Annotated in this window: 23 protein-coding genes; 13 read left to right on the top strand and 10 right to left on the bottom strand. The window is 33.8% G+C overall.

Going from position 1 to position 24277, the window contains the following annotated elements:
• Nucleotides 1–3 precede the first annotated feature (3 nt).
• Nucleotides 4–2568 (top strand): TonB-dependent receptor, encoded by a 2565-nt coding sequence (locus tag ABEG63_RS09980; protein ID WP_346584437.1) that lies wholly within the window; start codon nucleotides 4–6, stop codon nucleotides 2566–2568.
• A 59-nt stretch (nucleotides 2569–2627) separates the two neighbouring features.
• Here ABEG63_RS09980 and ABEG63_RS09975 read toward each other — a convergent pair whose 3' ends face one another.
• The 5 genes from ABEG63_RS09975 to ABEG63_RS09955 form a co-directional block, all read right to left on the bottom strand.
• A complete protein-coding gene (locus tag ABEG63_RS09975) occupies nucleotides 2628–3080 on the bottom strand; it encodes an adenylyltransferase/cytidyltransferase family protein (protein ID WP_346584435.1) in 453 nt (150 codons plus the stop codon).
• 10 nt (nucleotides 3081–3090) lie between these two features.
• The gene (locus ABEG63_RS09970) at nucleotides 3091–3861 is read right to left on the bottom strand and encodes a methyltransferase domain-containing protein (protein ID WP_346584433.1); all 771 of its coding nucleotides are present in this window, start codon (nucleotides 3859–3861) and stop codon (nucleotides 3091–3093) included.
• Nucleotides 3862–3870: 9 nt separating this feature from the next.
• Complete coding sequence (gene galE / locus ABEG63_RS09965) at nucleotides 3871–4893, bottom strand: UDP-glucose 4-epimerase GalE (protein ID WP_267405379.1); 1023 nt, start codon at nucleotides 4891–4893, stop codon at nucleotides 3871–3873.
• Between the two features lie 23 nt (nucleotides 4894–4916).
• Nucleotides 4917–5504 carry a hypothetical protein gene (locus tag ABEG63_RS09960; RefSeq protein WP_346584431.1) on the bottom strand — a complete coding sequence of 196 codons (588 nt, stop codon included), beginning with the start codon at nucleotides 5502–5504 and terminating at the stop codon, nucleotides 4917–4919.
• Between the two features lie 74 nt (nucleotides 5505–5578).
• On the bottom strand, nucleotides 5579–6703 hold the full coding sequence (locus ABEG63_RS09955) for a DegT/DnrJ/EryC1/StrS family aminotransferase (RefSeq protein WP_267405381.1): 1125 nt from the start codon (nucleotides 6701–6703) through the stop codon (nucleotides 5579–5581).
• A gap of 86 nt (nucleotides 6704–6789) precedes the next feature.
• Here ABEG63_RS09955 and ABEG63_RS09950 point away from each other — a divergent pair, with 86 nt between their 5' ends.
• Complete coding sequence (locus ABEG63_RS09950) at nucleotides 6790–8394, top strand: S8 family peptidase (protein WP_346584429.1); 1605 nt, start codon at nucleotides 6790–6792, stop codon at nucleotides 8392–8394.
• A gap of 48 nt (nucleotides 8395–8442) precedes the next feature.
• Here ABEG63_RS09950 and ABEG63_RS09945 read toward each other — a convergent pair whose 3' ends face one another.
• Nucleotides 8443–9192: a hypothetical protein gene (locus ABEG63_RS09945; RefSeq protein WP_346584427.1), complete on the bottom strand. Its 750-nt coding sequence runs from the start codon at nucleotides 9190–9192 to the stop codon at nucleotides 8443–8445.
• Between the two features lie 9 nt (nucleotides 9193–9201).
• The gene (locus tag ABEG63_RS09940) at nucleotides 9202–11736 is read right to left on the bottom strand and encodes a phosphoenolpyruvate carboxylase (protein WP_346584426.1); all 2535 of its coding nucleotides are present in this window, start codon (nucleotides 11734–11736) and stop codon (nucleotides 9202–9204) included.
• Nucleotides 11737–11919: 183 nt separating this feature from the next.
• On the opposite strand from ABEG63_RS09940, the gene ABEG63_RS09935 reads away from it, so the two are divergent.
• The 11 genes from ABEG63_RS09935 (at nucleotide 11920) to ABEG63_RS09885 (ending at nucleotide 20448) form a co-directional block, all read left to right on the top strand.
• A complete protein-coding gene (locus ABEG63_RS09935) occupies nucleotides 11920–13236 on the top strand; it encodes a hypothetical protein (RefSeq protein ID WP_346584424.1) in 1317 nt (438 codons plus the stop codon).
• Nucleotides 13237–13240: 4 nt separating this feature from the next.
• Complete coding sequence (locus ABEG63_RS09930; protein ID WP_346584423.1) at nucleotides 13241–13645, top strand: hypothetical protein; 405 nt, start codon at nucleotides 13241–13243, stop codon at nucleotides 13643–13645.
• Nucleotides 13646–13679: 34 nt separating this feature from the next.
• Nucleotides 13680–14291, top strand: a complete 612-nt coding sequence (locus ABEG63_RS09925; protein ID WP_346584421.1) for a hypothetical protein — start codon at nucleotides 13680–13682, stop codon at nucleotides 14289–14291.
• 114 nt (nucleotides 14292–14405) lie between these two features.
• Nucleotides 14406–14945: a helix-turn-helix domain-containing protein gene (locus tag ABEG63_RS09920; RefSeq protein ID WP_346584419.1), complete on the top strand. Its 540-nt coding sequence runs from the start codon at nucleotides 14406–14408 to the stop codon at nucleotides 14943–14945.
• 87 nt (nucleotides 14946–15032) lie between these two features.
• Nucleotides 15033–15962: a hypothetical protein gene (locus ABEG63_RS09915; protein ID WP_346584417.1), complete on the top strand. Its 930-nt coding sequence runs from the start codon at nucleotides 15033–15035 to the stop codon at nucleotides 15960–15962.
• Between the two features lie 100 nt (nucleotides 15963–16062).
• Nucleotides 16063–16311, top strand: a complete 249-nt coding sequence (locus ABEG63_RS09910; protein WP_326983020.1) for a hypothetical protein — start codon at nucleotides 16063–16065, stop codon at nucleotides 16309–16311.
• Between the two features lie 22 nt (nucleotides 16312–16333).
• On the top strand, nucleotides 16334–17134 hold the full coding sequence (locus ABEG63_RS09905) for a DUF3667 domain-containing protein (protein ID WP_346584414.1): 801 nt from the start codon (nucleotides 16334–16336) through the stop codon (nucleotides 17132–17134).
• A 175-nt stretch (nucleotides 17135–17309) separates the two neighbouring features.
• A complete protein-coding gene (locus ABEG63_RS09900; RefSeq protein WP_346584412.1) occupies nucleotides 17310–18473 on the top strand; it encodes an iron-containing alcohol dehydrogenase in 1164 nt (387 codons plus the stop codon).
• Between the two features lie 205 nt (nucleotides 18474–18678).
• Nucleotides 18679–19152 (top strand): lipocalin family protein, encoded by a 474-nt coding sequence (locus tag ABEG63_RS09895; RefSeq protein WP_346584410.1) that lies wholly within the window; start codon nucleotides 18679–18681, stop codon nucleotides 19150–19152.
• Nucleotides 19153–19222: 70 nt separating this feature from the next.
• A complete protein-coding gene (locus ABEG63_RS09890; protein WP_267405393.1) occupies nucleotides 19223–19879 on the top strand; it encodes a GDSL-type esterase/lipase family protein in 657 nt (218 codons plus the stop codon).
• A 137-nt stretch (nucleotides 19880–20016) separates the two neighbouring features.
• A complete protein-coding gene (locus ABEG63_RS09885) occupies nucleotides 20017–20448 on the top strand; it encodes a lipocalin family protein (RefSeq protein ID WP_346584408.1) in 432 nt (143 codons plus the stop codon).
• 47 nt (nucleotides 20449–20495) lie between these two features.
• Here ABEG63_RS09885 and ABEG63_RS09880 read toward each other — a convergent pair whose 3' ends face one another.
• The 3 genes from ABEG63_RS09880 to ABEG63_RS09870 all read right to left on the bottom strand — a co-directional run bounded on the left by ABEG63_RS09880 (nucleotide 20496) and on the right by ABEG63_RS09870 (nucleotide 24244).
• Entirely contained in the window at nucleotides 20496–21848 is a 1353-nt protein-coding gene (locus tag ABEG63_RS09880) for a DEAD/DEAH box helicase (protein ID WP_346584406.1), read from the bottom strand.
• A gap of 217 nt (nucleotides 21849–22065) precedes the next feature.
• Nucleotides 22066–22575: a VCBS repeat-containing protein gene (locus ABEG63_RS09875; protein WP_346584404.1), complete on the bottom strand. Its 510-nt coding sequence runs from the start codon at nucleotides 22573–22575 to the stop codon at nucleotides 22066–22068.
• Between the two features lie 16 nt (nucleotides 22576–22591).
• Nucleotides 22592–24244, bottom strand: coding sequence for an AarF/UbiB family protein (locus tag ABEG63_RS09870; protein WP_346584402.1), 1653 nt, complete (start codon nucleotides 24242–24244; stop codon nucleotides 22592–22594).
• Between the last annotated feature and the right edge of the window lie 33 nt (nucleotides 24245–24277).

The raw sequence follows: 24277 nt of genomic DNA, 5'->3' as shown, positions 1-24277 counted from the left end.
TCTATGAATCAGACGGAAATTATTAACCTTTTCACAAAGAAAACTCTAGGGCTTACCTTTGTACTATCGGCGGCGGCATTTGCTTTTGGTCAGGAGAAAGTAGGCGTATCGGGATCGGTTGTCAATAAGAGCAATCAGCCTGTGCCTTACGCATCTGTGACGTTCAGTAATAAGGAAAACAAACTCTTCAGCGACGCAACGCTTACTGACGAAAAGGGACAATATAAACTAGATCTTGCACCGGGCAATTATGACATTACAGTAGAGGCTATTGATTACAAGAAAAGCCTTACCAACAAGCAAATTACGGCTGCAGGAAACATCGGAGCTCTATCTATTGAGCCTGAAGCAAGCGCTACCAATGTAAAAACTCAGGATATCCAGGGAGTTACCATTACAGTTCAGGCAACAAAGCCTTATAAAGTAGAGCTTGATAAAAAAACATACGATCCGTCTCAAGATATTGTAAGTAAAGGAGGAAATCTTCAGGATGTTTTAACGAACGTTCCATCGGTTTCTGTGGACACAGATGGTACTGTTTCCATGAGAGGAAGTAGCAATGTAAGATTCTTAATCAACGGAAAACCTTCCGCTTTACTGGGAATTGATGATGGTGCGAATGCTTTACAAAGTATTCCGGCTGATCAGATTGAAAGAATTGAAGTAATTACAAACCCTTCTTCAAAATTTGAAGCTTCGGGAACTGCCGGTATTTTAAATATTATCTTAAAGAAAAGCAAGAAAACAGGCTTTAATGGTAGCGTTATCGGAACTTTAGGATATCTTCCTCAAACCAATTTAAATGCTAATCTGAACTGGAGAAAAGGGAATTTCACTTGGTTTTTAAACGGTGGCGGTGGCTACAGAGAGTCTAAAAACACCAACAGATCTGATGACTATTTCACTAGTGCAGTAAAAGACAATGATCTTCTGACAAGAAATCAGGATACTGAAACTAAAAGTAAAAATAACAACTACAATGCTTCTGCAGGAATTGTATACGATATTTCTCCAAAAACATCAGTAAACGCATCAGGAACCGTAAGAACTTTTGATAATGAAAGTTTTGGAAATATAGATTACAAATACTCTTATTTTAAAGATCCTAATGCAACATCAAACAGATCAACACTTGGAACTAATAATAATTTAGCTTTTCAGGGAGATTTTGGTTTAGATCACAAATTTGACGATAAAGGTCAAAACTTATCCGTTTCTTTAAGCTTACAAAGAAGCAGATCATACAACGACACTGATATTAACGAGACAAGAAACGGAGCTTTTTCACTTAGAAACCTTGTTAACCAAAACACGATAAATAAATCTGTTATTGGTAAAGTTGATTATGAATTACCAATAGGTGAATATTCTAAATTAGAAGCGGGATACAGAATAGATATCAATACGAACGATTATAGTAACGACGTTAGAGAAAGCACAGCTACAACAGCGTTAGATTTCTTAAAACCATATACTTATGATGCAACTTATAAAGAAACTTTCAATGCTTTCTATCTACAATTTAAAAGTAAAATAGGTAGATTAGGGTATCAAGTTGGTGTAAGAGATGAGCTTTCTAATATTGATATTAATTATCAAAGTCTTGATCCTTCGCAAAATAAAATTATACCATCGAAAAATTATAATAATTTATTCCCTAGTGTTTATTTAAGCTATGAGTTCGCAAAAGATAATCAACTATTGGTAAATTATACAAGAAGAATAGACCGTCCGAGATCGTTCTTTATGATTCCTAATCCGAATTATAGTGATAACCAAAATATTTTTGACGGAAATATTAACCTGAACCCTTCTTATGTTGATTCATACGAATTTGGTTACAGCATTGCTAAAAAGAAATTCACGATTAATCCAACATTATATTACAGACATCAAACTGATGACACAAAAATGTTGGTTTATAATAAATTAGCAACTAATGCTGATGGTACTTTAGTAAATCCTCAACGTATTGAGTCTCATACAAAGCCTATTAATTTAGGAACTGATGATCGTTTTGGTTTAGACTTAAACTTTAACTGGGATGCTACGAACTGGTTAAAATTTTTAGGAAATGTTGATTTATTCGGATACAATACAAAAGGAAGTACTTTGTATGACACATTTGACGAAGATGGAAATCCTACACAAGCAGTAGCTAACTTTAATGGTAAAGGTTTCTCAACAAGAGCCAGATTAACATCTACTTTCAAAGTTGATAAAACTTTCAGCTTCCAGATTCAAGGATTCTATAGAGGAGGCCAGAAAACAGCTTATCAAGATAGAAAAGATATGTATGCTATCAACTTTGGAGCATCTAAAACAATTTGGAAAGGAGACGGAACGATCGCTTTCAATGTTCAGGATATCTTCAATACCAGAGCAATGAGATCTACAACATACACAGCAAACAGTGTAAGAGATTCTTACATGCAATGGCAACCAAGACAGTTTTCATTATCACTTACTTACAGATTTAAGCAAGGAGAAAAGATTGATCAACCTAAAAGGAAAAAAGACATCAACTCCAATGCTGCAGGAGACGATCAGCAAGGAGGCCCAATGTAATAAAACAAAAAATCCCGAAACAGATGTTTCGGGATTTTTTATGTTTTAAAATAAAGAAATTATTTAATTGTTTCAGACTTAGTAATTTTTCTGCTTTCTGCTTCAAAAATTCTCCTTCTCAGGTCGCTTGAAGAAAACCTGTGATCTCTTTTATTGTAGTAGATCTCAATTCCTTTTTCTTCACAATATTTTTTACCTGTAAAATCTCTGTCAAGATAATCGTCTCCGATGATTCTTACATCAATCACAAAAGACTTCAAGATATCCTCTAAATCTTCTTCCGTGTAATATGGAATGATTTCATCTACCGCATTTACCGCTTTCAACTGAATATATCTTTCAACGATAGTCTGCGTCGGTTTATTTTTCGTAGGACGGTCATGAGAAGGATCAATCTGCAGACCTACAATTAGATAATCGCAAATTGTTTTTGCTTCTTCCAACATCTTAATATGCCCTGCGTGTAATAAATCGAACGAGGAAAACGTAATGCCTATTCTTTCTGTTTTCATATAAGTATTTTTAAAATTTCGCCGTCATGAATGTTCTTTTAAATGGATAAAAGACCGGCGATTCTGGGAAAATATTTTTTAATTCTTGTTTATAATCTTCTTTAAATTTCTCTTTCAGATTTTCATCTGATAAATTTTCAATATAAGGAATCATTGCAGTACCCGAAGCCCAATTATAGATAGCTTCCGCATCTTCCATCACATGAGGAAATACCTTTTCGAACACAACAATATCGTTTCCTTTATTTTCGTACAAAATCTTTGCATAATCTTCAATCTTTAAAACAGTATATTCTCGTGTCCAAGAATGATATGCTGTTTTATAAGGCTCAGTCTCTGCTACTTTTCTAAGCAACTGATGAACAATAAATTCATGATTAGAAGGTATCTGAACAGCTAATTGCCCGCCCTTATTAATCTTACTTATAATTCTTGGAAATAATTCTTTATGATTACTACACCATTGAATTGCTGCATTAGAAATAATTAAATCAAAGGTATCATTTAAATTTAATTGTTCCTCAATATTTCGTTGAATAAAGCTTAAACGATTAGTTTCAAAATGCTTGGCTTTTTTCAGCATTTCAGCAGAGGAATCAATACCTAAAACTTTAGAATCCCTTAAATGATCCAGTAATTTTGAAGTCAGTTCTCCCGTTCCGCAACCTAAATCGATAACAGACATATTGTCTTTTACATCATCAACAAGATTCAACAAATCAAAAAACGGAGCTGAACGCTCATCTTTAAATTGAGCATAAATTTCCGGATTCCAAGCCATAATTTTATTTTATGAATTTCTGGATTTTAAATATTTCTGCCATTCCCAAGTAGTTCTCAAAGCATCTTCCAAGCTCGTTTCAGATTTCCATCCAAGCTCTTTTTCGGCCTTGTCTGCATTCGCATAAGCTACCGTAATATCACCTTCCCTTCTCGGACAAATCTGATAAGGAACTTCAACATTATTCGCCACTTCAAACGCTTTTACAACCTCCAAAACAGAAGATCCCTTCCCTGTTCCCAAGTTGTAAATATCAACAGTCGTTTCGTTTGATTGATTTTCAATTAATTTTTTTAAAGCTGCAACGTGAGCTTTAGCTAAATCAACTACATAAATATAATCACGAACAGCCGTTCCGTCAACCGTTGGGTAATCATCTCCCCAAATGCTCAGCTTTTCTCTGATGCCCGCAGCCGTTTGGGTAACGTAAGGTACTAAATTATTTGGAATTCCAATCGGTAATTCGCCTAATTTTGCCGACGGATGCGCCCCAATAGGATTGAAATATCTTAATAACGAAATTTTACGTTGATATGCTTTCGCAAAATCAATTAAAATCTCTTCGCCCATCTGTTTGGTCTTTCCGTAAACACTTTCCGGCATTTTCAACGGTGTATTTTCGTCAATTGGCATTGTATCTGCCTGTCCGTAAACCGTACAAGATGAACTGAAAATAAAATTCGAAATTCCTCTTTCTTTAAATTCCTGAAGAATATTGATTAATGAAAATAAATTATTCTCATAATAATCAACAGGCTTCACTTGGCTTTCACCAACTGCTTTTGACGCTGCAAAATTAATACAGCCTTCAATTTCATAAGCATCAAAAACCTGAGTCAGTAAATCTCTTCTCTTTAAATCAAAAGGATAAAAAGCAGGCTTCTTACCTGCAACTTCCTCAATATTTTTTAAGATGAATTTTTCTGAATTTGATAAATCATCAACAATAACAACGTCAAAATTGTTATTCAAAAGTTCTACAACGGTGTGAGAACCAATATATCCAAGCCCTCCTGTGACTAATATTGCCATGTTTATGTTTTTTTAGGACTTTGTCAAAGCTTTAAGTCTTTGACAAAGTTTTCATTTATTTCTTTTTTGTGACATTCGATAAAATTTTCACAATCACTAAACAATTCTAATACTTCACCACGCTGAATGCTGGTTTCATGATTAGAAATCACTGCAAGATAAGAGGAAAATTTGTAATTCTGAAAGTTTTTAGGATTTTGATGAATGTATATGATTAAATTTCTAAGATATTCCTCAGAATCAATAAGTATCCTTTTAAAAGGAGATTCGAAAAGCGGACCACTACGATGATATACTTTATTAAAAGCCTGTGTATAGCTACTGATCAGCTTCGCAATTGCTTTACTGAAAAAACAATATTCAGAATGTAAACCCAATTTCTTAAAGTCTTGAGAAGATTCAGTTTCTGTTTTAGGCTTTACGATAAAATGAAAATGATTAGGCATCAAACAATATGCATATACATCAAAATAAGGAAGTAAAAACAATTTAACCTTTCCAAGAAAATAATTAAAATTTTCATGATTTAAAAAGACTAATTTTGAATTTACACCTCTGTTGAAAATATGGTAAAATCGATCAACTTCTAATTGAGTTTCTCTTATTTTCATCTGTTTTTTTTGTGTTTTTTACTTTGTTAAACTTTGTCAAAGATTTTCAACTTTGACAAAGTCCCCAATAGTAATTATCCCATAAACTCCAATACAGCATCCGTAATATACTTCAACTGCTCTTCATCAAGCTCAGTATGCATCGGAAGAGAAATTACCTCATCCAAAAGCTTATCTGTATTTACAAAATCGGCATCATTACTTTCCTGATAGTAAGCTTTTTGTTTTCTTAAAGCTACCGGATAATAAATCATTGCCGGAATATCTTTTTCAGCTAAAAATTTCTGCAGATCATTACGCTTTCCGTTCAAAATTCTCAAAGTATATTGGTGGAAAACGTGTGTTGAGTTTTCGTCTCTTTTCGGAGTTAAAATATCTTTATGATTTGCAAAAGCTTCATCATAAAAATCAGCAGCTTTTCCTCTTGATTCGTTATACGTATCCAAATGAGGAAGTTTCTTTCTTAAAACTGCCGCCTGAACGCTGTCTAAACGAGAATTCACCCCAACTTCATCATGGTAATATCTTTCATACATTCCGTGGTTTACAATTCCTCTCAAACGGTGAGCAAGTTCATCATTATTCGTAAAAATTGCACCACCATCACCATAGCAGCCTAAGTTTTTAGACGGAAAAAAAGAAGTGGTACCAACTGTAGACATGGTTCCTGATTTTTTTACTGTTCCGTCTGGGAAAGTATAATCTGCACCAATAGCCTGTGCATTATCTTCAATAACGAATAAATTATTTTCTTCGGCAATTTTTAAAATTTCCTCCATATTGGCACATTGTCCGAAAATATGAACAGGAATAATTGCTTTTGTTTTTGGAGTAATCGCTTTTTTAATCGCTTCAGTAGAAATCGTAAATGTATCATAATCAACATCCACCAAAACAGACTTAAGTTTCAATAAATGAATAACTTCAACTGTTGCAGCAAATGTAAAATCTGCAGTGATTACCTCATCACCTTCCTGCAGATCCAAAGCCATCAAAGCAATTTGAAGAGCATCGGTACCATTTGCGCAAGGAATAACGTGCTTTACGTCTAAATAAGACTCCAATTCATTCTGGAAGGACTTTACTTCAGGGCCGTTAATAAAAGCCGCCGAATCCATTACATTTAAAACTGCATTATCTACATCATTCTTTATTTTGTAATACTGACTTTGTAAGTCAACCATCTGAATTTTTTTCATAAATAAATATTTGTGTAAAAATAGGGAATTTAAAATCCTTTTAAAAATTTTATTGATTTTGTTTTATCTTTATGCAAAAGAAAAATATGAAAAAACTTTTACTCTTTTGTCTTTTAACGGGTTATTCCACTTCTTTTGCGCAAACACAGCTGGTTTTTGTTTATTTTAATGATAAACCAAACAAGGCTGCGTTCTATGCCAACCCGCTTTCTGAGCTGTCTCAAAAATCCCTCAACAGACGTTCAACATTAGGAATTTCATTGAATGATCAGGATGCTCCGATTGAACAATCATACATTCAAAATATTCAGAATCTAGGTTTTACCGTAACAGATTATTCAAAATGGCTAAATGGAGTCGCTGTGAATGCAACCACTGCTCAAATTACCACCCTTCAATCTCAGCCTTATGTTCAGAGTGTTGAAAGTTTTGCCAAAAATTCTAATGGAGGAACCAAAATTGCACATCAAAATAAATGGCAGGAAACCTCAACTACCAATAAAATCCAAACCCTTTTTGATTACGGAAATGGTTCTGCACAAATTGATCAGATTAATTTAAGACCGTTACATCTGGCAGGTTATACAGGAACTGGCGTTACTATTGCCGTGATTGATGCCGGATTCCCAACTGTAGATACAGGTTCGGCATTTTCAAGAATCAGAAATAACAATCAGATCAAAGGCGGTTATGATTTCGTAGCTAAATCTTCCAATATCTACAATCCCACATTGCTTGACCATGGAACCGTTGTTTTAGGAGCAATTGGCGGTTATCTTGAAAATTCATTTGTGGGATCTGCGCCCGATGCCGACTTTTATTTGTACCGAAGCGAAAATGCTACTGTTGAAGTTCCAGAAGAAGAACTGTATTGGATTGAAGCTGCGGAAGAAGCCGACCGAAAGGGAGTTGATTTAATAACAACTTCATTAGGCTACTCTACTTTTGATGATTCGAGGTATAACTATACCTATTCTGATATGAATGGTACAAAATCATTTATCGCAAGAGCGGCAGAAATTGCAGTTAACAAAGGAATTTTCGTGCTAATTGCCGCAGGAAATTCGGGTGCTCAGCCGTGGCATTATATAACAACTCCGGCAGATAATACAAAAGTTTTTTCCATCGGTTCTGTAGATTCCAGCGGAAATCCTTCAGATTTTTCTTCTTTCGGACCGAATTCTTTAGGCATAATTAAACCCAACGGAAGCGTTCGAGGAAGTGCTGCGGCTACGGTAAATAATAATTCTCAGGTGTCAGTAAGCGGAACTTCTATTGCTACACCTATTGCAGCCGGTGGCGTTGCCTGTCTTCTTCAGGCTTTTTCTTCTATGAACAGAGATCAGATGAGAGCCAGATTACAGCAAACCGCTTCACTTTACCCAAATCATACCGATCAGATGGGTTACGGAATTCTTAATTTTGGAAATTTTTATAATGGTGTTTTAAATACTTCAGAATTAGTTAAAAAAGAAAAATTAAGCATTTTTCCGAATCCTGTTAAAAATATTTTAAATATAGCTTCCGAAAATGATATTATTTCCCTTAAAATTTATGATAATCTTGGAAGGTTTATTCTGAAAAGTAAAGATGAAAAATCTGTTAAGGTAGATTACTTCCAAAATGGAGTTTATTATTTGAAAGTTCAGACTAAAGATAAAATGTATTATGAAAAATTCATCAAGGAATAAATTGAAAAACCTCTCAAAATTGAGAGGTTTTATATTATATAAATATTTTTAAAACTCTAAATTATCAAAATCTTTAATTTCTGATAACATAATGGGCTTTCGGACAGGAATTTTACTCCATTTTTCTTCAAAAACCTCTTCACCACTTTCAGCATTTGGATCTGTATTCACTTTATCCTGCTTTTTTCCCGTTAAAAAATTAATACTTGTTTCGTTATTTACCACAGGGCCGTTATCATTACTTGCGTCATAGCCTATCAACTGAAAATCGGAATCTTTTGATCTAAAAGTATACTTCCAATAACCATATCTTCCGTGCGCATAGTGAACAAATAAATTTCCTTTTTCAACATATACCATTAATTCTGGAGCATAGTAAGCACCGCCCTCTTCATTTTCCGATGAAAAGCATTTGTCATTTTCAGTAACCAACTGATAATCTCCATTTTTCGTTTTCAAAAGAACGATAATTCCTCTGCGGTTTCTATCTAATTTTCCACGATATTCATCTTGAATAATTTCGCTTTTTTCTGTTCCTTTGATGATTAAAATACAGTCTTCAAGTCCGTCATTATTGAGATCACCGTTCACTTTTTCAAAAAGAACAAAGCCTTTCGGAATAAAACTATTGGGCTCCTTATTTGTTTTTACTGTTTCAACATGATCTTCTATTACCTTCTCTAAAGACAAAGCTTCGTTTTTTGCCGAAGAAGGCAGTTTATTTTCCTTTGAATCTTTACAGGCAACTGATAAAAATAATCCAGCCGCCACAAATGGTAAATACAGTAAGTTTCTCATATATAACTATTAAGCCGAATTCCTGCTCGCATTAATATTCCCAAACAGCGATCGCGTTACTAATTTTCCATATGCTTCCAGATCGCCTTCTCCTTTCTGAATTTTCATTAAAGCATATTGCTGAATACTTAGCAGCGGCAACACAATTCTCTCACGGATTTTCACCGATTTTCTGGAAAGCGGATCTTCTTCCTGAAGCATTTTAAAGCCAGTCAGTTCCAGCATAATTTCCTTTGACAAGGTATATTCATCAAATAAAACATTCCAAAACGCACCAAATTTCGGATTGTTTTTAATATAATACGTCAACGGAAAGTACGTTTTATTCATACTCATCATAGAGTTCAGAACTAATGTTTTAAAGAAGTCCGAACCTTTATATAGTTCTCTCACTTCATCAAATCTTCCCTGCTCTTTCAACTGCTGCATGGCAAATCCGAAACCGAAGAATCCCGGAACGTTCTGCTTCAGTTGTGACCAAGATCCCACAAACGGAATTGCCCTTAAATCTTCAAACTTCAACTCGCTGTCGCCACCACGTTTCGAAGGTCGGCTCCCGATATTTGTTTTTCCGTAATATTCCAGCGTACTCATTTCCTGCAAATAAGGAACAAACATCGGATGCGCCTTTAAATCCGAATATTTTTTATAACTGATCTCTGCCAATTCAATGATTAGCGCTCTTTCTTTTTCTGTTAAATCTTTCTTTGCATTTTTGAAAACATCATTTTCCACTCCGGCGGTCAACAACTGCTCGAAGTTATATTTTGCCTGTTCTTTATTTCCGAAAATACTGGTGATCGTTTGCCCTTGAATGGTTAATTCAATTTTATTATTGGCAATTGTTTTACCCTGAGAAGCATAGAAATCGTGGGTTTTGCCACCGCCTCTAGCGGGAGGTCCGCCTCTACCGTCGAAGAATACGACTTTAATTCCGTTCTGTTCAGAAAGCTGTGTTAAAACTTCCTTCGCTTTATAAATTTCCCAGTTGGCTTTCAGGTAACCTCCGTCTTTTGTTCCGTCCGAGAAACCTAGCATAATCGTCTGCTGATTTCCTCTTTTTGCTAAATGCTTTTTATAAACTGGATTCTGATAAAGCTCATTCATCACATTTTCAGCATTGGCAAGACCTTCCATCGTTTCGAAAAGCGGAACAATATCCATATTAATTTCTTCATCTTGATAGCCGCAAACCTTGAAAAATGCATACACATTCATCACGTCTTTCACCGCATCAGAATTAGAAATTATATAACGGTTCATTCCTCTCAAGCCATTCAATTGCTGGATTTCGGTGATCTGAGAAACCATTAACAATGTATCTTTTACTATATCTTCAAAATCATCAGGATTCACCTTATCTGAAATCTGAATTAACTGATTGAATTTTTCCTCATAGGTGGCATCAGAAGTTCCGTTAATTTTAGCAAAAACAACGTCAATCACTTTCTGATGAATTCTGCTGTCCTGGCGAACATCCAGTGTTGCAAAGTGCGTTCCGAAAATCTTCACACGGTCTCTGAAGTTAACCAAGGAATCAATAAATAGAGAATTGTGCTCTTCCACCAAAATCTTTTCGGCTTCATCAATTCTTTTGATAATATCTTCAGCTGTGATCTTTTCATTTCTGAAAATGGCACCATACAGTTCATCGCTCAGCTTTTTTAGAACATCAGAAACCCCTCTGAAACTGAGCCTTCTTCTGACTGTTTTCAGGTTATTATAATAGGCTTTTAAAATCGCTGAATGCAGCTCTTCAGCTACTCTTTTCGTAACATCTGCCGTCACAAAAGGATTTCCATCGCGGTCACCTCCCGGCCAGAATCCCAGCTGAATCACATCTTCATGCAGATGAAAATGATCGCTTCCGAATGTTGTTTTTATTTTGGTAAACAATTCGCCAATTGTGTCGTAATATACATATCTCAAATAATAGATAATGCTTAACGCCTCATCGATCGGAGTTGGTTTTTCTTTGTTTACAAACGGTGTTTTTCCCAATTGCTGCAAGAGCATATCGATACTTGTGATGGAATCTGTCGTGATCGCATTTCTGAGATCATGAAGAATTCTTTGTACAGAATTTGGATAAAACTGCGTCGGGTGAGCGGTGAAGACAATTTTGATCGCAAAATCTTTTAGTTTTTCACGCACTTTCTCCAGTTTATGATCCTGATGTGAACGTTCGAAAAGATTGGTTACCGTTCCGTTATCACTTTCAGAGTGAAGATTCGGGAAAGCCGCGTCTTCAATACTATCAAACAAAACCACCTGTCTTTCAATATATTGTATGATTTTAAAAAGCAATTCGAGTTTCTGCTCTTCGGTCTGTAAATCGGTATGGTTTTTAAAGAATTCTTCTACAATTTCTTCGGGCGTTTTTCCGGCTTCGTAGCCGAGTTTACTTTCCTCACAAAGAAACGGGAGAAGCATCCCGATATTCGTCATTTTATCATAAGGCAGGCTCATAAATAATGAATTATAGATCTGGAACTTATTTTCCACAATCTGCCTGAATTTTTCTGCGCGTTGGTCGTGTATCATATAACAAATGTAGGAGATTTTGTTTTGAATTCAAATGAACTTTAGTTTAAAAATAATTAAAATTTGTAAGTTTTATCTTAAAACATTAACATTTTGATATTTGACATGTTGATATATAATTTTTTTCGCACTCTTTTTTATAGTTGAGTTTAAAATGTATCTTCGTTAAAATTTTTAATAACTATGATAAAGCAAAACATAAGTACTTTTTTGTTTTCTCTATTCGCGATTATTTGTCTGGGGATTGCTGCTTATTTTATTAACCATCAGCCTATTTTCACTATTATACTTGCAATAGGTTGCCTCATTTTTGTACTGTTTGCCATCTCAGAATATTTGTATAATAAGAACAAAAATGTTTTGATAAAGCTGAATTCCGGTTCCTCCGGAGTTACAATTCATCATTCTAAATTATCATTGACCAGAAATTTACTGGGATATTTTATATTAATAATAATGGGAGCTTATCTCATCAGCTTGGTGGGATTTGATTACAAAAAATATGAAAGAAGAGATTATCTATTTGTTGCAATAAGCTTATATCTGGCGATTTATTATCTCATTAAACTTTTAAAAACACTTGCAAAATTCAGTCATAAAGAAGTATTGATTATCAATGAAACCGGAATCACATTACATTCTGAAAAAATGATGTGGATTGAGATTAAAAATGAAAAAATAATTACAACAGAAGAATCTTCAGGGCATTCGCAATCTAAATATGTTGTAAAATATTTATCTTTTAATTATAAAAGAAAGACAATTAAATTTAAGATTGATGATTTAGACACTCCGGATTATTTCATTGTACAATATCTCAAATTGTATAGAAACAGGTTGAATAAAAATAATTTTGGAAATCATCTCAACCAAGAAATAAAATCTGATTTCTCAGTTTTTGAAAATATTTTGAAGTTTAGCGATTTATTTTCTTTGGAAGAAAAGCAACTTAGTAAAAACATTCAAAACATACAGTTTCTTGCCAAAAATAGTCCTGAAGAATTAATAAAATACTGTGAAAGCATCTCAGAAGTTGAAGAAAGTAATTTAGAATCTATTTATTACGCTTTGTCTGAAGACTCTGAAAATTGGATCGATTTTCTCTCCGATGAGTTTATCAGACTTTTTAAAATTGCTGAAAAAAATCCTGATTCTGATAAAATATTTGATATTCTTGACGAAATTTTCTGCGACGTTGAATATTCATCCAATTCAAAAAAAGTTGTTGATTTTTTATATCATAAACTTAGTCATTCAAACGATAAGATAAGGCTAAAAGCCCTTATATTTATTGATCTTTGGTTAAGCGAAAAAGATATTAACAGAAGTAACACCATCATTCAAAAAATGGTAAAAATGACCAAAGATGAAAACTGGAAAATCAGATCATGTGCCCACGATATTCTCTCTTCTTACAGACTATTTAATAATGATGAAATTGCTATTCCTTTTCAAGATAAAATAAAAGCCAAAGTAAATAATCAATATGAAATTAATTAATCTAATGAAAAAAATATTCCTCTTTTTCATCATCACTTTTCTTTTCACCTCTTGTGGTGAAGATTGCTACAATGCTCCATTTCCCATCATTTTTGAATTCGTGAATGCCAATGATGAAAACTTAATTACCAATGGGACGCTTACCACATTTTCCGCCATTGAAGAAAATCAATCGGGAATACAATTGACCAAAACATCTGATGATAAAGTTGTTTTAGAAAATGTAGGTGCTTATAACGGAACAAAAAACTATACTTTTCATTCTAACGTTAAAAATTTTAATTTCTCCATTCAATCTTCTGAATTTAAAGGCGGTTGTGACGGCTACCAGATCAATAAACTGACATTTACCGGCGTGGGCATTGACGTAACAGACGAAAAAGGATATTATAAAATCGTGTTGGAATAAATTTTGACATGGGTATATTTGCAAAAACAAAAGCATGAAATTATTTTTTCCGATCGCCTTGCTGTTATCAGGTTTTGTTTTCGGGCAGCAAACGATTCCTTCTGATTTCAAAAAAATTCCGGAAATCCTGGATAATGTAGATCTGCTCTACCCTTTCATTGTTCCGGATAAAAAATATGAATATTGGTCGGTTCTTCGTAATGACAGCGATCCGGATCCCGACAAATCAATTATTTATGAAAGCCAGATGCCTGTTTTGATGACGCTTAATGATCCCGCACCCGAAAAAGGTTTTTTTCAGGAATGCATCGGCAACAGATGTTTTTCTTACATTTTGGCCTGTGAAAACAGTCAATCTAAATATTTTTCCAGCGATCAGCAATTGAGAGATTTTATAGGAACCATCAATAATCTTCCCGAAGCACTTTTATTAGCAAAAACCTATGGCTATAGTTTCGATTCTACAGATAAAACAGGAGGTTCTTATAAAATAGATAATCAGAACATTACGCTATATTTATCTAAAGCCAAAAGTTGTCCTCAAACCAAAGAATCTTTTTTAGTTAAAATCAATAGAAAAACCGGAAAATTAGAAAGTAAAAGCAATGGAATTTATTTCAAAAGTTCAGCATGTGTAAATCCATAATTTATTAAAAGCTCTCGATACAATTTTTCTTCACTTTTTTACGAAAAATCACTCGAGCTGACGTTTGATAAAAAGAACCATAAGTTTAAAAATTAAAAACTAATTATTTTCACCATGAAAAACCAGGTTCAATTTTTGAGAGAAAGTAAAAACTTAACTCAGACTGAGCTTGCAGAAAAAGCAGGAATTTCCTTAAGAACCGTCCAACGAATTGAATCAGGAAATATCCCCAAAGGCTTTACCTTAAAATCTCTGGCAAAAGCTTTAGAAACAACTACCGAAAACATTTTTATAAAAGAAGAAATTATTGATGTTTCCAGAGCAAAATTGATTAATCTTTCTGCGTTGGCTGGAATAATCATTCCGTTTGGCGGCATTATTTTCCCGATGATTTTAACATATAAAACGACGGAACCCAGGAATAGAGAATTAGGCAAAAACATTGTCGCTGTTCAGATTATTCTGGCAATTGTAATGTCAGTTATAATGATCATCAGTCCGTTTATCCAAAAATTATTTTCGTTAAAAATTCCTGTTTTTATGATTCCTTTACTTCTGTTTTTATGTTTGAAAGTCGCGATTGTGATGATAAATGGAATAAGCCTGAACAAGAAAAACGACTTACATATTAAACTAAAAATCAACTTTTTATAATCAAAGTCACAGAACTGTCATATGATTGTCATATCCTTTTTGCTGCAAAACCTATTCAGAAAAGCGAATCTTGCATAAAAAAGCGAAATGAAAACTTTCAAAAAAATTACTCTTACTGTATTCATTATTTTTAGTCTGCTGTTCATTGGCGGATATATTTATTTTAATCAAAAATTTACGCCGCCGATCAACACACTTACCGTTTCAGGAAATTCAGGAAATATTCCTATAAAATGGATTAAGGATGGTGAGAATAATTACTCTGCTTTGCTGCTTCCTGTTAATTTAAAAAACATTGATAATACATTTTATATGCAGCTCGATACGGGAACGCCGACGACTGTTTTTTATCAGAAACCATTAGAATCTATTCAGAAAATATTTTTTCTGAATAAAAAATTTAACGAAATATTTTCAGATTTTAATTTAAACAAAATGAAGATTACGTCTTCTGATTTTTCAGTGATAAATTATGGAAATGAAATCAATTGTAAAGACTCCGAAGCAGTGAATATTATAGGAACCATCGGCAGTGATCTGCTGGAAAAAAGAATTATTATTTTAGATTTCAAGAATACAGTTTGTTCATTTACAGAAACCATCAATGAAGAAGGATTTTCTGATTTTGAATTTAAAAAACGAAAAATTTTACTTCCTGCAAAAATTGGAAATAAAACACTAAAACTCATGTATGATTCCGGAACAAGCGGCTATGAGCTCATCACCAATTTAGAAGGCTGGAATCAATACAAAATTCCAAACAGCACTGAAAAACATGAAAGAGGAAATGCCTGGGGAAATACGTTAACAATAAAAACATCGGCTGCAAACCAAAAACTTGAAATCGCCAATTCTGTTTTACAGCTTTCAGAAATTACATATATCGAAGGTACCTCCAAAATTCAGAAATTCCTGATGAAAAGTTCCGGAATGGAAGGAATGTTGGGAAATAAAATCTTTATCAATTCAACCTTAATTTTAGATTGTAACAATAAAAAATTTACAGTAAAAAGGTAAATTGAATTATAATTTATGGTTATATATTCAATAGTTGGATGATTTAAGTTTATATTTTAAGTATTTTTTTGTAGTTTCGTTTCCATAACCTTCGAAAACTATGAAAACTAAAAAATTAAACGAACTGAGTTTAGATGAACTTAAAGCGAAAGAGAAAAACAGTCAAATAATTGTTATTGTTTTGGGAAGTTTTATGGTTCTTACCTGCTGCATTCTTCTGTATGTTTCCATTACCTCTAAAAAACCTGCATTGGCGGCTATTTCCGTTGCATGTTTCGGATCTTTACTCCCAAGTCTTGCTGTTTTAAAGCAAATAAAAGACGAAATAAAAAGCAGAGATTCAAAATAAATTCACAAAAAAACAAATAACGATGGAAAATATTTGTCTCAACTGTAATGAAATGATTACAGCTAATTTCTGTGGCAATTGCGGGCAGAAAAAGTACAAAAGAATCAACAGAAAATATGTGTTAGATGAAGTTCAGTATACTTTTCTTCACACCAATAAAGGATTTCTGTACTCGGTAAAAAATATTCTTAAAAATCCGGGAAAAACAGCAAAAGATTTTATTGACGGAAACCGTGTTAATCATTACAAACCGATACTTCTCGCTTTTGTTCTCAGTGGTATTTCTGCATTTATTTCATACAAGATTATTCATTTTGAAAAAGTGCTTAAAGCATTTTACGAAGAATACACACCGAATTCTACCATAATGACAGATTTTATGGCAACTCTAAACAGTTATAATTCCATTTTTATGCTATTGCTGGTTCCGTTTTTTGCCCTTTTATCCAAAACGGTATTTATGAAATGGGGGCAGAATTATTATGAACATGTCGTGATGAACGCCTTTGTACTTTCATATTACAATATTTGCAACATCATTTTTGTGTATCCTATTCTGTTTTTTATACGAGATGATATTCACTTGTTTGCCATTTTTACCAGCTTCATCTTATTTGCCGGAAGTTTTTTCATGCTGATTTGGTTTTACAAAGGTTTTTATAACGAACGTTCGTTGAAAACCATCATTTTACGTGTTCTTGGAATTTTTGGATTAATCATCGTTACCTATTTTATTGCTATTATCGTGTGTGGCATCGGATTTAGCATTTACGCTTATATTAAAGGTCCCGAAGCAGTTCAATATTTACTTCCGAAAAAATAAAGATTATCTTTTATAAATTAATAACCACAAGAGTAATTTCTAACACTTTTGTGGTTATTTTTCATGCTAAAAAGCTAATAGTTTATATAAAAAATAATGATATTAATTTTAAAACTTTCTTAACTTAAATTTCGTGATGCTTTCCGTAAATTTGGCTTACAAAAATTTAAGAACAATGCTTAATTTCGAATTTAAAAATCCAACAAAAATACTTTTCGGGAAAGGTGAAATTGCTAAAATTTCAAAAGAAATTCCTACAGATGCTAAAATTTTAATGATCTATGGTGGCGGAAGTATCAAGAACAATGGCGTTTACGATCAAGTAAAAGCAGCTTTGAAAGATCACGATTTATATGAATTTGGCGGCGTTCCTGCCAATCCGGAATATGAAGTGCTAATTAATGCTTTAAACTTCATTAAAGAAAATAATATCACCTATCTTCTGGCTGTAGGTGGCGGTTCTGTGATCGACGGAACGAAATTCCTTTCTGCTGCAGCCAATTATGAAGGTGAGCCTTGGGAAATCCTGACAAAACCTGTACGAACTTTTGAAGGTGAAGGAATGCCTTTCGGAAGTATTTTAACATTACCTGCAACAGGTTCTGAAATGAATTCCGGATATGTGATTTCTAGAAGAGAAACCAACGAAAAATTATCTTCGGGCGGTCCCGGACTTTTCCCTGAATTTTCAGTTTTAGACCCTGAAGTGGTAAGAACTATTCCTAAAAACCAAATCGTGAATGGCCTTACAGATGCTTACACTCACGTTTTGGAACAGTATATGACGGCACCTTCTTCTGCAGATTTGCAAGAAAGAATTGCTGAAAGTATTTTGATCAGCTTACAGGAAACGGCACCAAAAGTATTGGCAGATGATTTTAATTATGACGCGGCCGGAAACTTCATGTGGTGCTGTACCATGGCTTTGAACGGACTGATTCAGAAAGGAGTTATTACGGATTGGGCAGTTCATGCAATGGGGCACGAATTAACGGCTTATTTCGGAATCGATCACGCAAGAACACTGGCAATCATCGCGCCTTCTCATTACCGTTATAATTTTGAAGCTAAAAAAGGGAAATTAGCTCAATACGCAGAAAGAGTTTGGGGTGTGAAAGAAGGATCTGTTGAAGAAAAAGCAGAATTAGGAATTAAAAAATTAGAAGAATTCTTCCACAGCCTGCATATTCAGACTAAACTTTCAGAATACACAGAAGATTTCAACGGAACAGCGGAAAGAGTGGAAAAAGCCTTTACAGAAAGAAACTGGTTAGGTCTTGGAGAACATAAAAATCTTACACCACAAGATGCTTATAAAATTGTGGAAATGAGTTATTAATATAGAAGGATGCAGGAAGTTGGATGCGGGAAGTTTTAATCATTGAGATTATTTACATCAAGGAATCCGCAAGGCTTCCAGCTCCCCCCTTCCATCCTCAAATCCTCAAATTATATTTTTTACAAACATTCGTTTAAAAAACCTGAATTTCATTAGAGATATTTCAAATTTATTTATATTTTAGCATATTCTTAAATTTGTAAAAATGAAAAAACAATTACTTTTATTTGCCTTTTCCGCGCTAGCACTTACTTCTTGCGAAGATGATAATATTAAAGCTTATGAATTAGACATCATGAAGGGCGATTGGAAGGTAAGCAAAATAGAGTATGTTTCAGGAAAAGACAATAAAACAGTAATTACTACAGATACAATTACAGGATGTGAAGCTAAGAGTTTTATTACTTTCAGAACAGATCTTTATGCTAAATATACTGCCTATACAGGAACAGGAGGAGCAGATTGTCAGGTAAGTGCAACGAGTGAGGGTACCTACACTTACAATGAAGAAACAAAGGATCTTACTTTGAAATTCAAAAATGAAGATGATGATAAGTACAGAGTTACAGTTCTTACAAGCAAAGAATTGAGAATGATGGAATTACAAGATAAAGATGACATGCAGGATTATGATGGAGATGGAAAGCTTGATTATATCTATATAAATTATGTAAGATAAAAAACCTAAAACTCCCGAAGGCTTCGGGAGTTTTTTAGTGAGAATAATATTAATTTTTAAATTATTAACAATGAAGAAGATCCTTTCAGCATTTTTATTGCTGACTTTTGCCCTTTTCTTTTCACAAGAAAAAAAACCGATGTATTGGCAAGACATTCAAAATTTTAAAAAACTTGATAAAGAGACAGCACCTCCTAAAGATGCTATTCTTTTAATTGGTAGCTCATCTTTCACAAAATGGACAGATGTTGCCAGTTATTTCCCTACTAAAACCATCATCAACAGAGGTTTTGGAGGATCAAGATTAATAGATTTGAATACTTATTCTGAGGATCTTTTAAGCCCTTATCAGCCAAAGCAAATCATCATTTACTGTGGTGAAAATGATTTTGCTGACGATGATAAATTAAAGGTGAAAGAAGTAACCAACAGATACGTTGCTTTTTACAAAAAAGTTCGTGAGAAATTTCCTAATATCGAAGTAGATTATATTTCTATCAAATATTCTCCGAGCCGCGAAAAACTTTGGCCTCAAATGAAAGAAGCCAACCAGATTATCAAAGCTTTTATGGAAAAACAACCTAACTCAAAATTCATCGACATTACAAAAGCAATGGAAGATGCGAATGGAAAAGTTAGAAAAGATCTTTTCGTAGGAGATATGCTTCACATGACACCAGAAGGTTATAAAATCTGGACGAATGTGATGAATCCTTACATGAAATAATTATTTATTTTAAAAATAAATTCTAAAACTCTCAAATTGAGAGTTTTTTTGTTTTTTTAGACTTCATGGCAAAAATTTATTTGTCATTATTCAGATTTTTTTATTTCTTTGCGCCACTTAAAAACTAAATTTAAACCATGAAGAAATTATTATTTCTGGCGCTTTCTGCCGGATTCGTTTTTAGCTCATGCAGCAATGACAACGATGACAATCCATCAATTATAGGCACTTGGAGACCTTCACAAACCATTACCGTATCTGGTAAAACAGGAAATGTAATAGATACAGAAAATGCTTCTACCTGTTATAAGAAAAGTACGTTCGATTTTAAATCAAACGGATCTATGGTAGCAACCATTTATGATGAAAACGGTGCTGGAGCATGCTCCAATTTAGGAACCCATACAGTGCAATATTCTTATAATTATGACAAGAAAAGAATAACCATCGACGGCGAAGAACAAGAAGTTATAAGTCACACCAACAATAAAATCCAAATCGTTACAGATTACGACGACGAGGATGGCGACGGTATTGATGACAAAATAATGATTGTCCTTACAAAATAAACTTTCTAGCATAAAACCAAAAAAGTCCCTCAAATTGAGGGACTTTTTTATTTCTTTCTTTTCGATTTCGAAATTGCTTTTTGTTGTGCTCTGTTAGCTCCAAATTTTTTCGGAGCTTTTCTTTTTGAAGGACCACCCCAGTTTTCTTTGGTGTTCTTTGCTTTCTTTTCGTGGAAAGCGCCTCCACCTTCATTCAACTTCACCTGTGCCGGATTTTTCATCACCACCTGATCTTCTTCCGAAGCAATCTTTTTAGGATTAATTTTCACTTCTTCAGGGAAATCTATGAATTTTAAATCTTTATCCATCAACACCTCAATATCAAGAATCAAAGGTTCTTCTTTTTTGGTAACGAAAGTAATTGCCTTTCCGTCTTTATCGGCTCTACCCGTTCTACCGATTCTGTGGATATATTGCTCAGGAATATCTGGAGTTTCAAAGTTAATTACGTGCGTAATATTAGAAATATCCAAACCTCTCGCCATTACGTCGGTTGTAATTAAACCTCTTAGTTCTTCATTTTCAAAGCTTTTCATTGCTTTTAATCTGTAGTTTTGAGATTTATTCGAGTGGATAACATCAAACTGTTCAGGGAAAAGCTCATCAATCTTTGTAAACAATAGATCAGCATGCTTTTTATTATTATTAAAGATCAACACTTTGGACATATCCGCATTGTTCTTCAATAAATTTTCAAGTAAATTAATTTTAGTATTAAAATTTTCTACTTTATAAGCAGTTTGTTCAATTTTTTCAAGCGGAGTTCCAGATTTTGCCAAAGAAATTTCAACCGGATTCGCAAAATATTCATCCAACATATCATCTACCGCTTCCGTCATGGTTGCAGAGAACAGAATATTCTGTCTCTTCTCCTTCATCATTTCGAAAATGTGCGTTAATTGCGGTCTGAAACCTAAGTTCAGCATTTCATCAAACTCATCAATAATCAGTTTCTGAACTTCTTTTAAAGAGATTGCATTATCAATCGCCAAATCCATCACCCTCCCTGGTGTTCCTACCAAAATATCACATCCATCGTTAAATAACAATTTCTGTGTATTGATATTTTTTCCACCATAAATTCCGATCACTCTTGCCGTGATATTTTCCGTTAATTTCTCAACAATTTCCGTTACCTGCACTACCAATTCTCTCGTAGGAACCAATACCAAAACCGTTGGATTCCCGGTTTTATTATATTTCCACGTCTTTAAAACAGGTAAAAGATAAGCTAATGTTTTTCCGGTTCCTGTTTGTGCAATTCCCATCACATCTCTTCCTGAAAGTATCGGTTTGATACTTTTTTCCTGAATTGGTGTTGGTTCAAACAAATTAAGATCCGCTAAAACATCAAGAATTTTAACCGGAAGGTCAAAATCTGCAAAAGTGAGTTTTTCCATTTTGCAAAGATAGGTAATTAATTTTTTAAACTTTAGCAGGAAGTTTGAAGATGGATGATGGAAGTTTTTATGTTTGAAAATAAAATGCCTCGATAACCTCCAGCAGAGTATATTTCATATTATTTATATATACAAACTAATGTAAATAATACAATATAAAATAGGGATTAGTACTAGCGTTGTCATGCTGAGCGCAGTCGCAGCATCTCAAATATTTTTAATTAATCTTCACGCTTTTGCTAATAATTTTAATATCATCATCTTTCCAGACACTTGAAGTTATAATCACGTATCCTTTTTTCTTAGGATCTTTTTTAATCGGGAATTTATCTTCTTCCCATTGAGAACAATGCGTGGAGATTGGTGAAACTAAAGGTTCCCATGCATTCTTTTTGTAAGTATACACATACAACGGATGCCAGCAGCTTGTACACCAGCCGGGATAAAAAGCAATTTCGTCTTTGCCGTCATTGTTTAAGTCGCCCACGGTGTATAGAGTTCCGCTGTTAGCGGGAGAAATTTTAAATGACGGAATACTTTTATCACTGAAATAAATGGTGGTCTCGCAAACTCCGTCGCAATCATCATTACAATCGCTCACTTTTACGTAGGCGAATTCTTTTTTTCCGTCACCATTGAAGTCTCCCGAGAGACCATCTGATTTTTCAGATTGAGCAGATAATAAGGAAGAACAAAATGTAAATATGTATAAAATAAGTATTCTCATAAGGTTATTTTTTAATCTATTTCCTAGTAATTCTTAGTAAAATAATAATCACAAGCAGAACTGAAAAAGCAAAACCAAGAACTGCCACAAGTGACATTTCTCCGATTCTAGGTCCCGATTCTGAAACAAAAACAATGGCTGTGGCAATAATATTAGCTCCTAAGATCATCGCTAAAATTAAATTGACAATACTTGATTTTATGAGTTGATTCGTTTTTTCAATATTCTTTATTTCGCTGGAAACGGTGAATTTATTTTCGTCTAATTTCTGCAAAACAGAACGGAGTTCTCTGGGAATTTCATCCACATTATCCGTAAAATTCATTACCCTGTCGACACCGGTTTTAAAAAGATTCTGCGGACTGATCTTTCGCGCAAAGATTTTTTTCGTGAACGGACTTAAACTTTTTACCACATCCAGATCCGGATTGATATTTCGTCCAACCCCTTCTATTAAAGTAATTCCTTTAAATAAAAGATAGAAATAATCAGGCATTTGAAGTCGGTTATCCGCCAAAACATCTTTCATTTTATTAATGATCTCCTGCGCATCGATTTCTTTTAATGAAGTACTGTGAACGAAATTCAGAATATCTTCCACATCATTTTCAAATCTCCTTTCATCCGGAATTTCATAGCTTAAGGACATTTTTTTCAAATACCGAACAATTTTATGCGGATTTTTAGCTACGAAGCTTACAATTAAATTTTCAAGATCTTCCTTATCTTTTGGCGGAATTTTTCCTACCGCACCAAAATCTATAAAAACCACTTTTCCGTCTTTTTTAACTAAAATATTTCCCGCGTGAGGGTCGGCATGAAAGAAGCCAAAATCCATAATTTGGGTTACAAAAAGTCGTAAACCAACTTCAGAAACTTTCACAGGATCAATATTATTGGCTAAAAGAACTGACTTATCTGTTACTTTTATTCCATCAATAAATTCCATACAAAGAACATTATTGTTAGAAAATTCTTCGTATAATTTGGGAACATACGTTTCTTTATTATTTTTAAAATTTCGTTTAAACTGAAGAATATTTTCCTTTTCATTAATTAATGAAACCTCTTCCAGCAAAGATCTTTCAAAAGTAGAAATAGCCTGTTTCAGATTCAGTTTTTCACCCATTTCAGAATAGGATGAAACCAGCTTTTCCAAATCCTTAATCAACAACAAATCATCTTCAATGACTGACTGAACATCAGGTTTTTTCAATTTCAGAATCACCTCGCTTCCATCAAGCAAAGTTCCTTTATAAACCTGAGCGATAGAAGCGGTTGCCAAAGGTTTTGCCTCAATTTCTGCAAAATGTTCTTTCACGGAGATATTCAATTCGTTTTCCAGAATTTCTTCTACATTCATATCAACGGTTTCTACCTTATCCTGAAGTTTTTGTAACTCCTGAATAAGCTCTGCAGGAAGCAAATCTTCCCTGTTGCTAAATGTCTGACCGAGCTTTACAAAAGTAGGTCCGAGTTCCTCCAAAACCAATCTGATACGTTCGTAAACCGTTCCTTTAGAAACAATTTCATCAGGATTTTCGGAAACCATTTGTTCCTGCTTATTTCCACCGTTCATTCTCGCCAGCATATCTTTAAAACCATATTTGCTCAATACGGAAATCAATCTGGCAGACCTTTTCAGCTTTCTCTGTTGCTTATCAAACATACTCTATAAATGTGAATGCAAATTACTCCAAAA

The organism is Chryseobacterium sp. C39-AII1 (assembly GCF_039672645.1).
Classification (GTDB): Bacteria; Bacteroidota; Bacteroidia; order Flavobacteriales; family Weeksellaceae; genus Chryseobacterium.
This window is presented reverse-complemented; position numbering and strand designations above follow the sequence as displayed.

What these genes read in the sequence shown, in the direction of transcription:
- ABEG63_RS09980 (WP_346584437.1), top strand. Translation starts at nt 4, where the DNA reads ATGAATCAGACGGAAATTATTAACCTTTTCACAAAGAAAACTCTAGGG.
- ABEG63_RS09975 (WP_346584435.1), bottom strand. Translation starts at nt 3,080, where the DNA reads ATGAAAACAGAAAGAATAGGCATTACGTTTTCCTCGTTCGATTTATTA.
- ABEG63_RS09970 (WP_346584433.1), bottom strand. Translation starts at nt 3,861, where the DNA reads ATGGCTTGGAATCCGGAAATTTATGCTCAATTTAAAGATGAGCGTTCA.
- galE (WP_267405379.1), bottom strand. Translation starts at nt 4,893, where the DNA reads ATGGCAATATTAGTCACAGGAGGGCTTGGATATATTGGTTCTCACACC.
- ABEG63_RS09960 (WP_346584431.1), bottom strand. Translation starts at nt 5,504, where the DNA reads ATGAAAATAAGAGAAACTCAATTAGAAGTTGATCGATTTTACCATATT.
- ABEG63_RS09955 (WP_267405381.1), bottom strand. Translation starts at nt 6,703, where the DNA reads ATGAAAAAAATTCAGATGGTTGACTTACAAAGTCAGTATTACAAAATA.
- ABEG63_RS09950 (WP_346584429.1), top strand. Translation starts at nt 6,790, where the DNA reads ATGAAAAAACTTTTACTCTTTTGTCTTTTAACGGGTTATTCCACTTCT.
- ABEG63_RS09945 (WP_346584427.1), bottom strand. Translation starts at nt 9,192, where the DNA reads ATGAGAAACTTACTGTATTTACCATTTGTGGCGGCTGGATTATTTTTA.
- ABEG63_RS09940 (WP_346584426.1), bottom strand. Translation starts at nt 11,736, where the DNA reads ATGATACACGACCAACGCGCAGAAAAATTCAGGCAGATTGTGGAAAAT.
- ABEG63_RS09935 (WP_346584424.1), top strand. Translation starts at nt 11,920, where the DNA reads ATGATAAAGCAAAACATAAGTACTTTTTTGTTTTCTCTATTCGCGATT.
- ABEG63_RS09930 (WP_346584423.1), top strand. Translation starts at nt 13,241, where the DNA reads ATGAAAAAAATATTCCTCTTTTTCATCATCACTTTTCTTTTCACCTCT.
- ABEG63_RS09925 (WP_346584421.1), top strand. Translation starts at nt 13,680, where the DNA reads ATGAAATTATTTTTTCCGATCGCCTTGCTGTTATCAGGTTTTGTTTTC.
- ABEG63_RS09920 (WP_346584419.1), top strand. Translation starts at nt 14,406, where the DNA reads ATGAAAAACCAGGTTCAATTTTTGAGAGAAAGTAAAAACTTAACTCAG.
- ABEG63_RS09915 (WP_346584417.1), top strand. Translation starts at nt 15,033, where the DNA reads ATGAAAACTTTCAAAAAAATTACTCTTACTGTATTCATTATTTTTAGT.
- ABEG63_RS09910 (WP_326983020.1), top strand. Translation starts at nt 16,063, where the DNA reads ATGAAAACTAAAAAATTAAACGAACTGAGTTTAGATGAACTTAAAGCG.
- ABEG63_RS09905 (WP_346584414.1), top strand. Translation starts at nt 16,334, where the DNA reads ATGGAAAATATTTGTCTCAACTGTAATGAAATGATTACAGCTAATTTC.
- ABEG63_RS09900 (WP_346584412.1), top strand. Translation starts at nt 17,310, where the DNA reads ATGCTTAATTTCGAATTTAAAAATCCAACAAAAATACTTTTCGGGAAA.
- ABEG63_RS09895 (WP_346584410.1), top strand. Translation starts at nt 18,679, where the DNA reads ATGAAAAAACAATTACTTTTATTTGCCTTTTCCGCGCTAGCACTTACT.
- ABEG63_RS09890 (WP_267405393.1), top strand. Translation starts at nt 19,223, where the DNA reads ATGAAGAAGATCCTTTCAGCATTTTTATTGCTGACTTTTGCCCTTTTC.
- ABEG63_RS09885 (WP_346584408.1), top strand. Translation starts at nt 20,017, where the DNA reads ATGAAGAAATTATTATTTCTGGCGCTTTCTGCCGGATTCGTTTTTAGC.
- ABEG63_RS09880 (WP_346584406.1), bottom strand. Translation starts at nt 21,848, where the DNA reads ATGGAAAAACTCACTTTTGCAGATTTTGACCTTCCGGTTAAAATTCTT.
- ABEG63_RS09875 (WP_346584404.1), bottom strand. Translation starts at nt 22,575, where the DNA reads ATGAGAATACTTATTTTATACATATTTACATTTTGTTCTTCCTTATTA.
- ABEG63_RS09870 (WP_346584402.1), bottom strand. Translation starts at nt 24,244, where the DNA reads ATGTTTGATAAGCAACAGAGAAAGCTGAAAAGGTCTGCCAGATTGATT.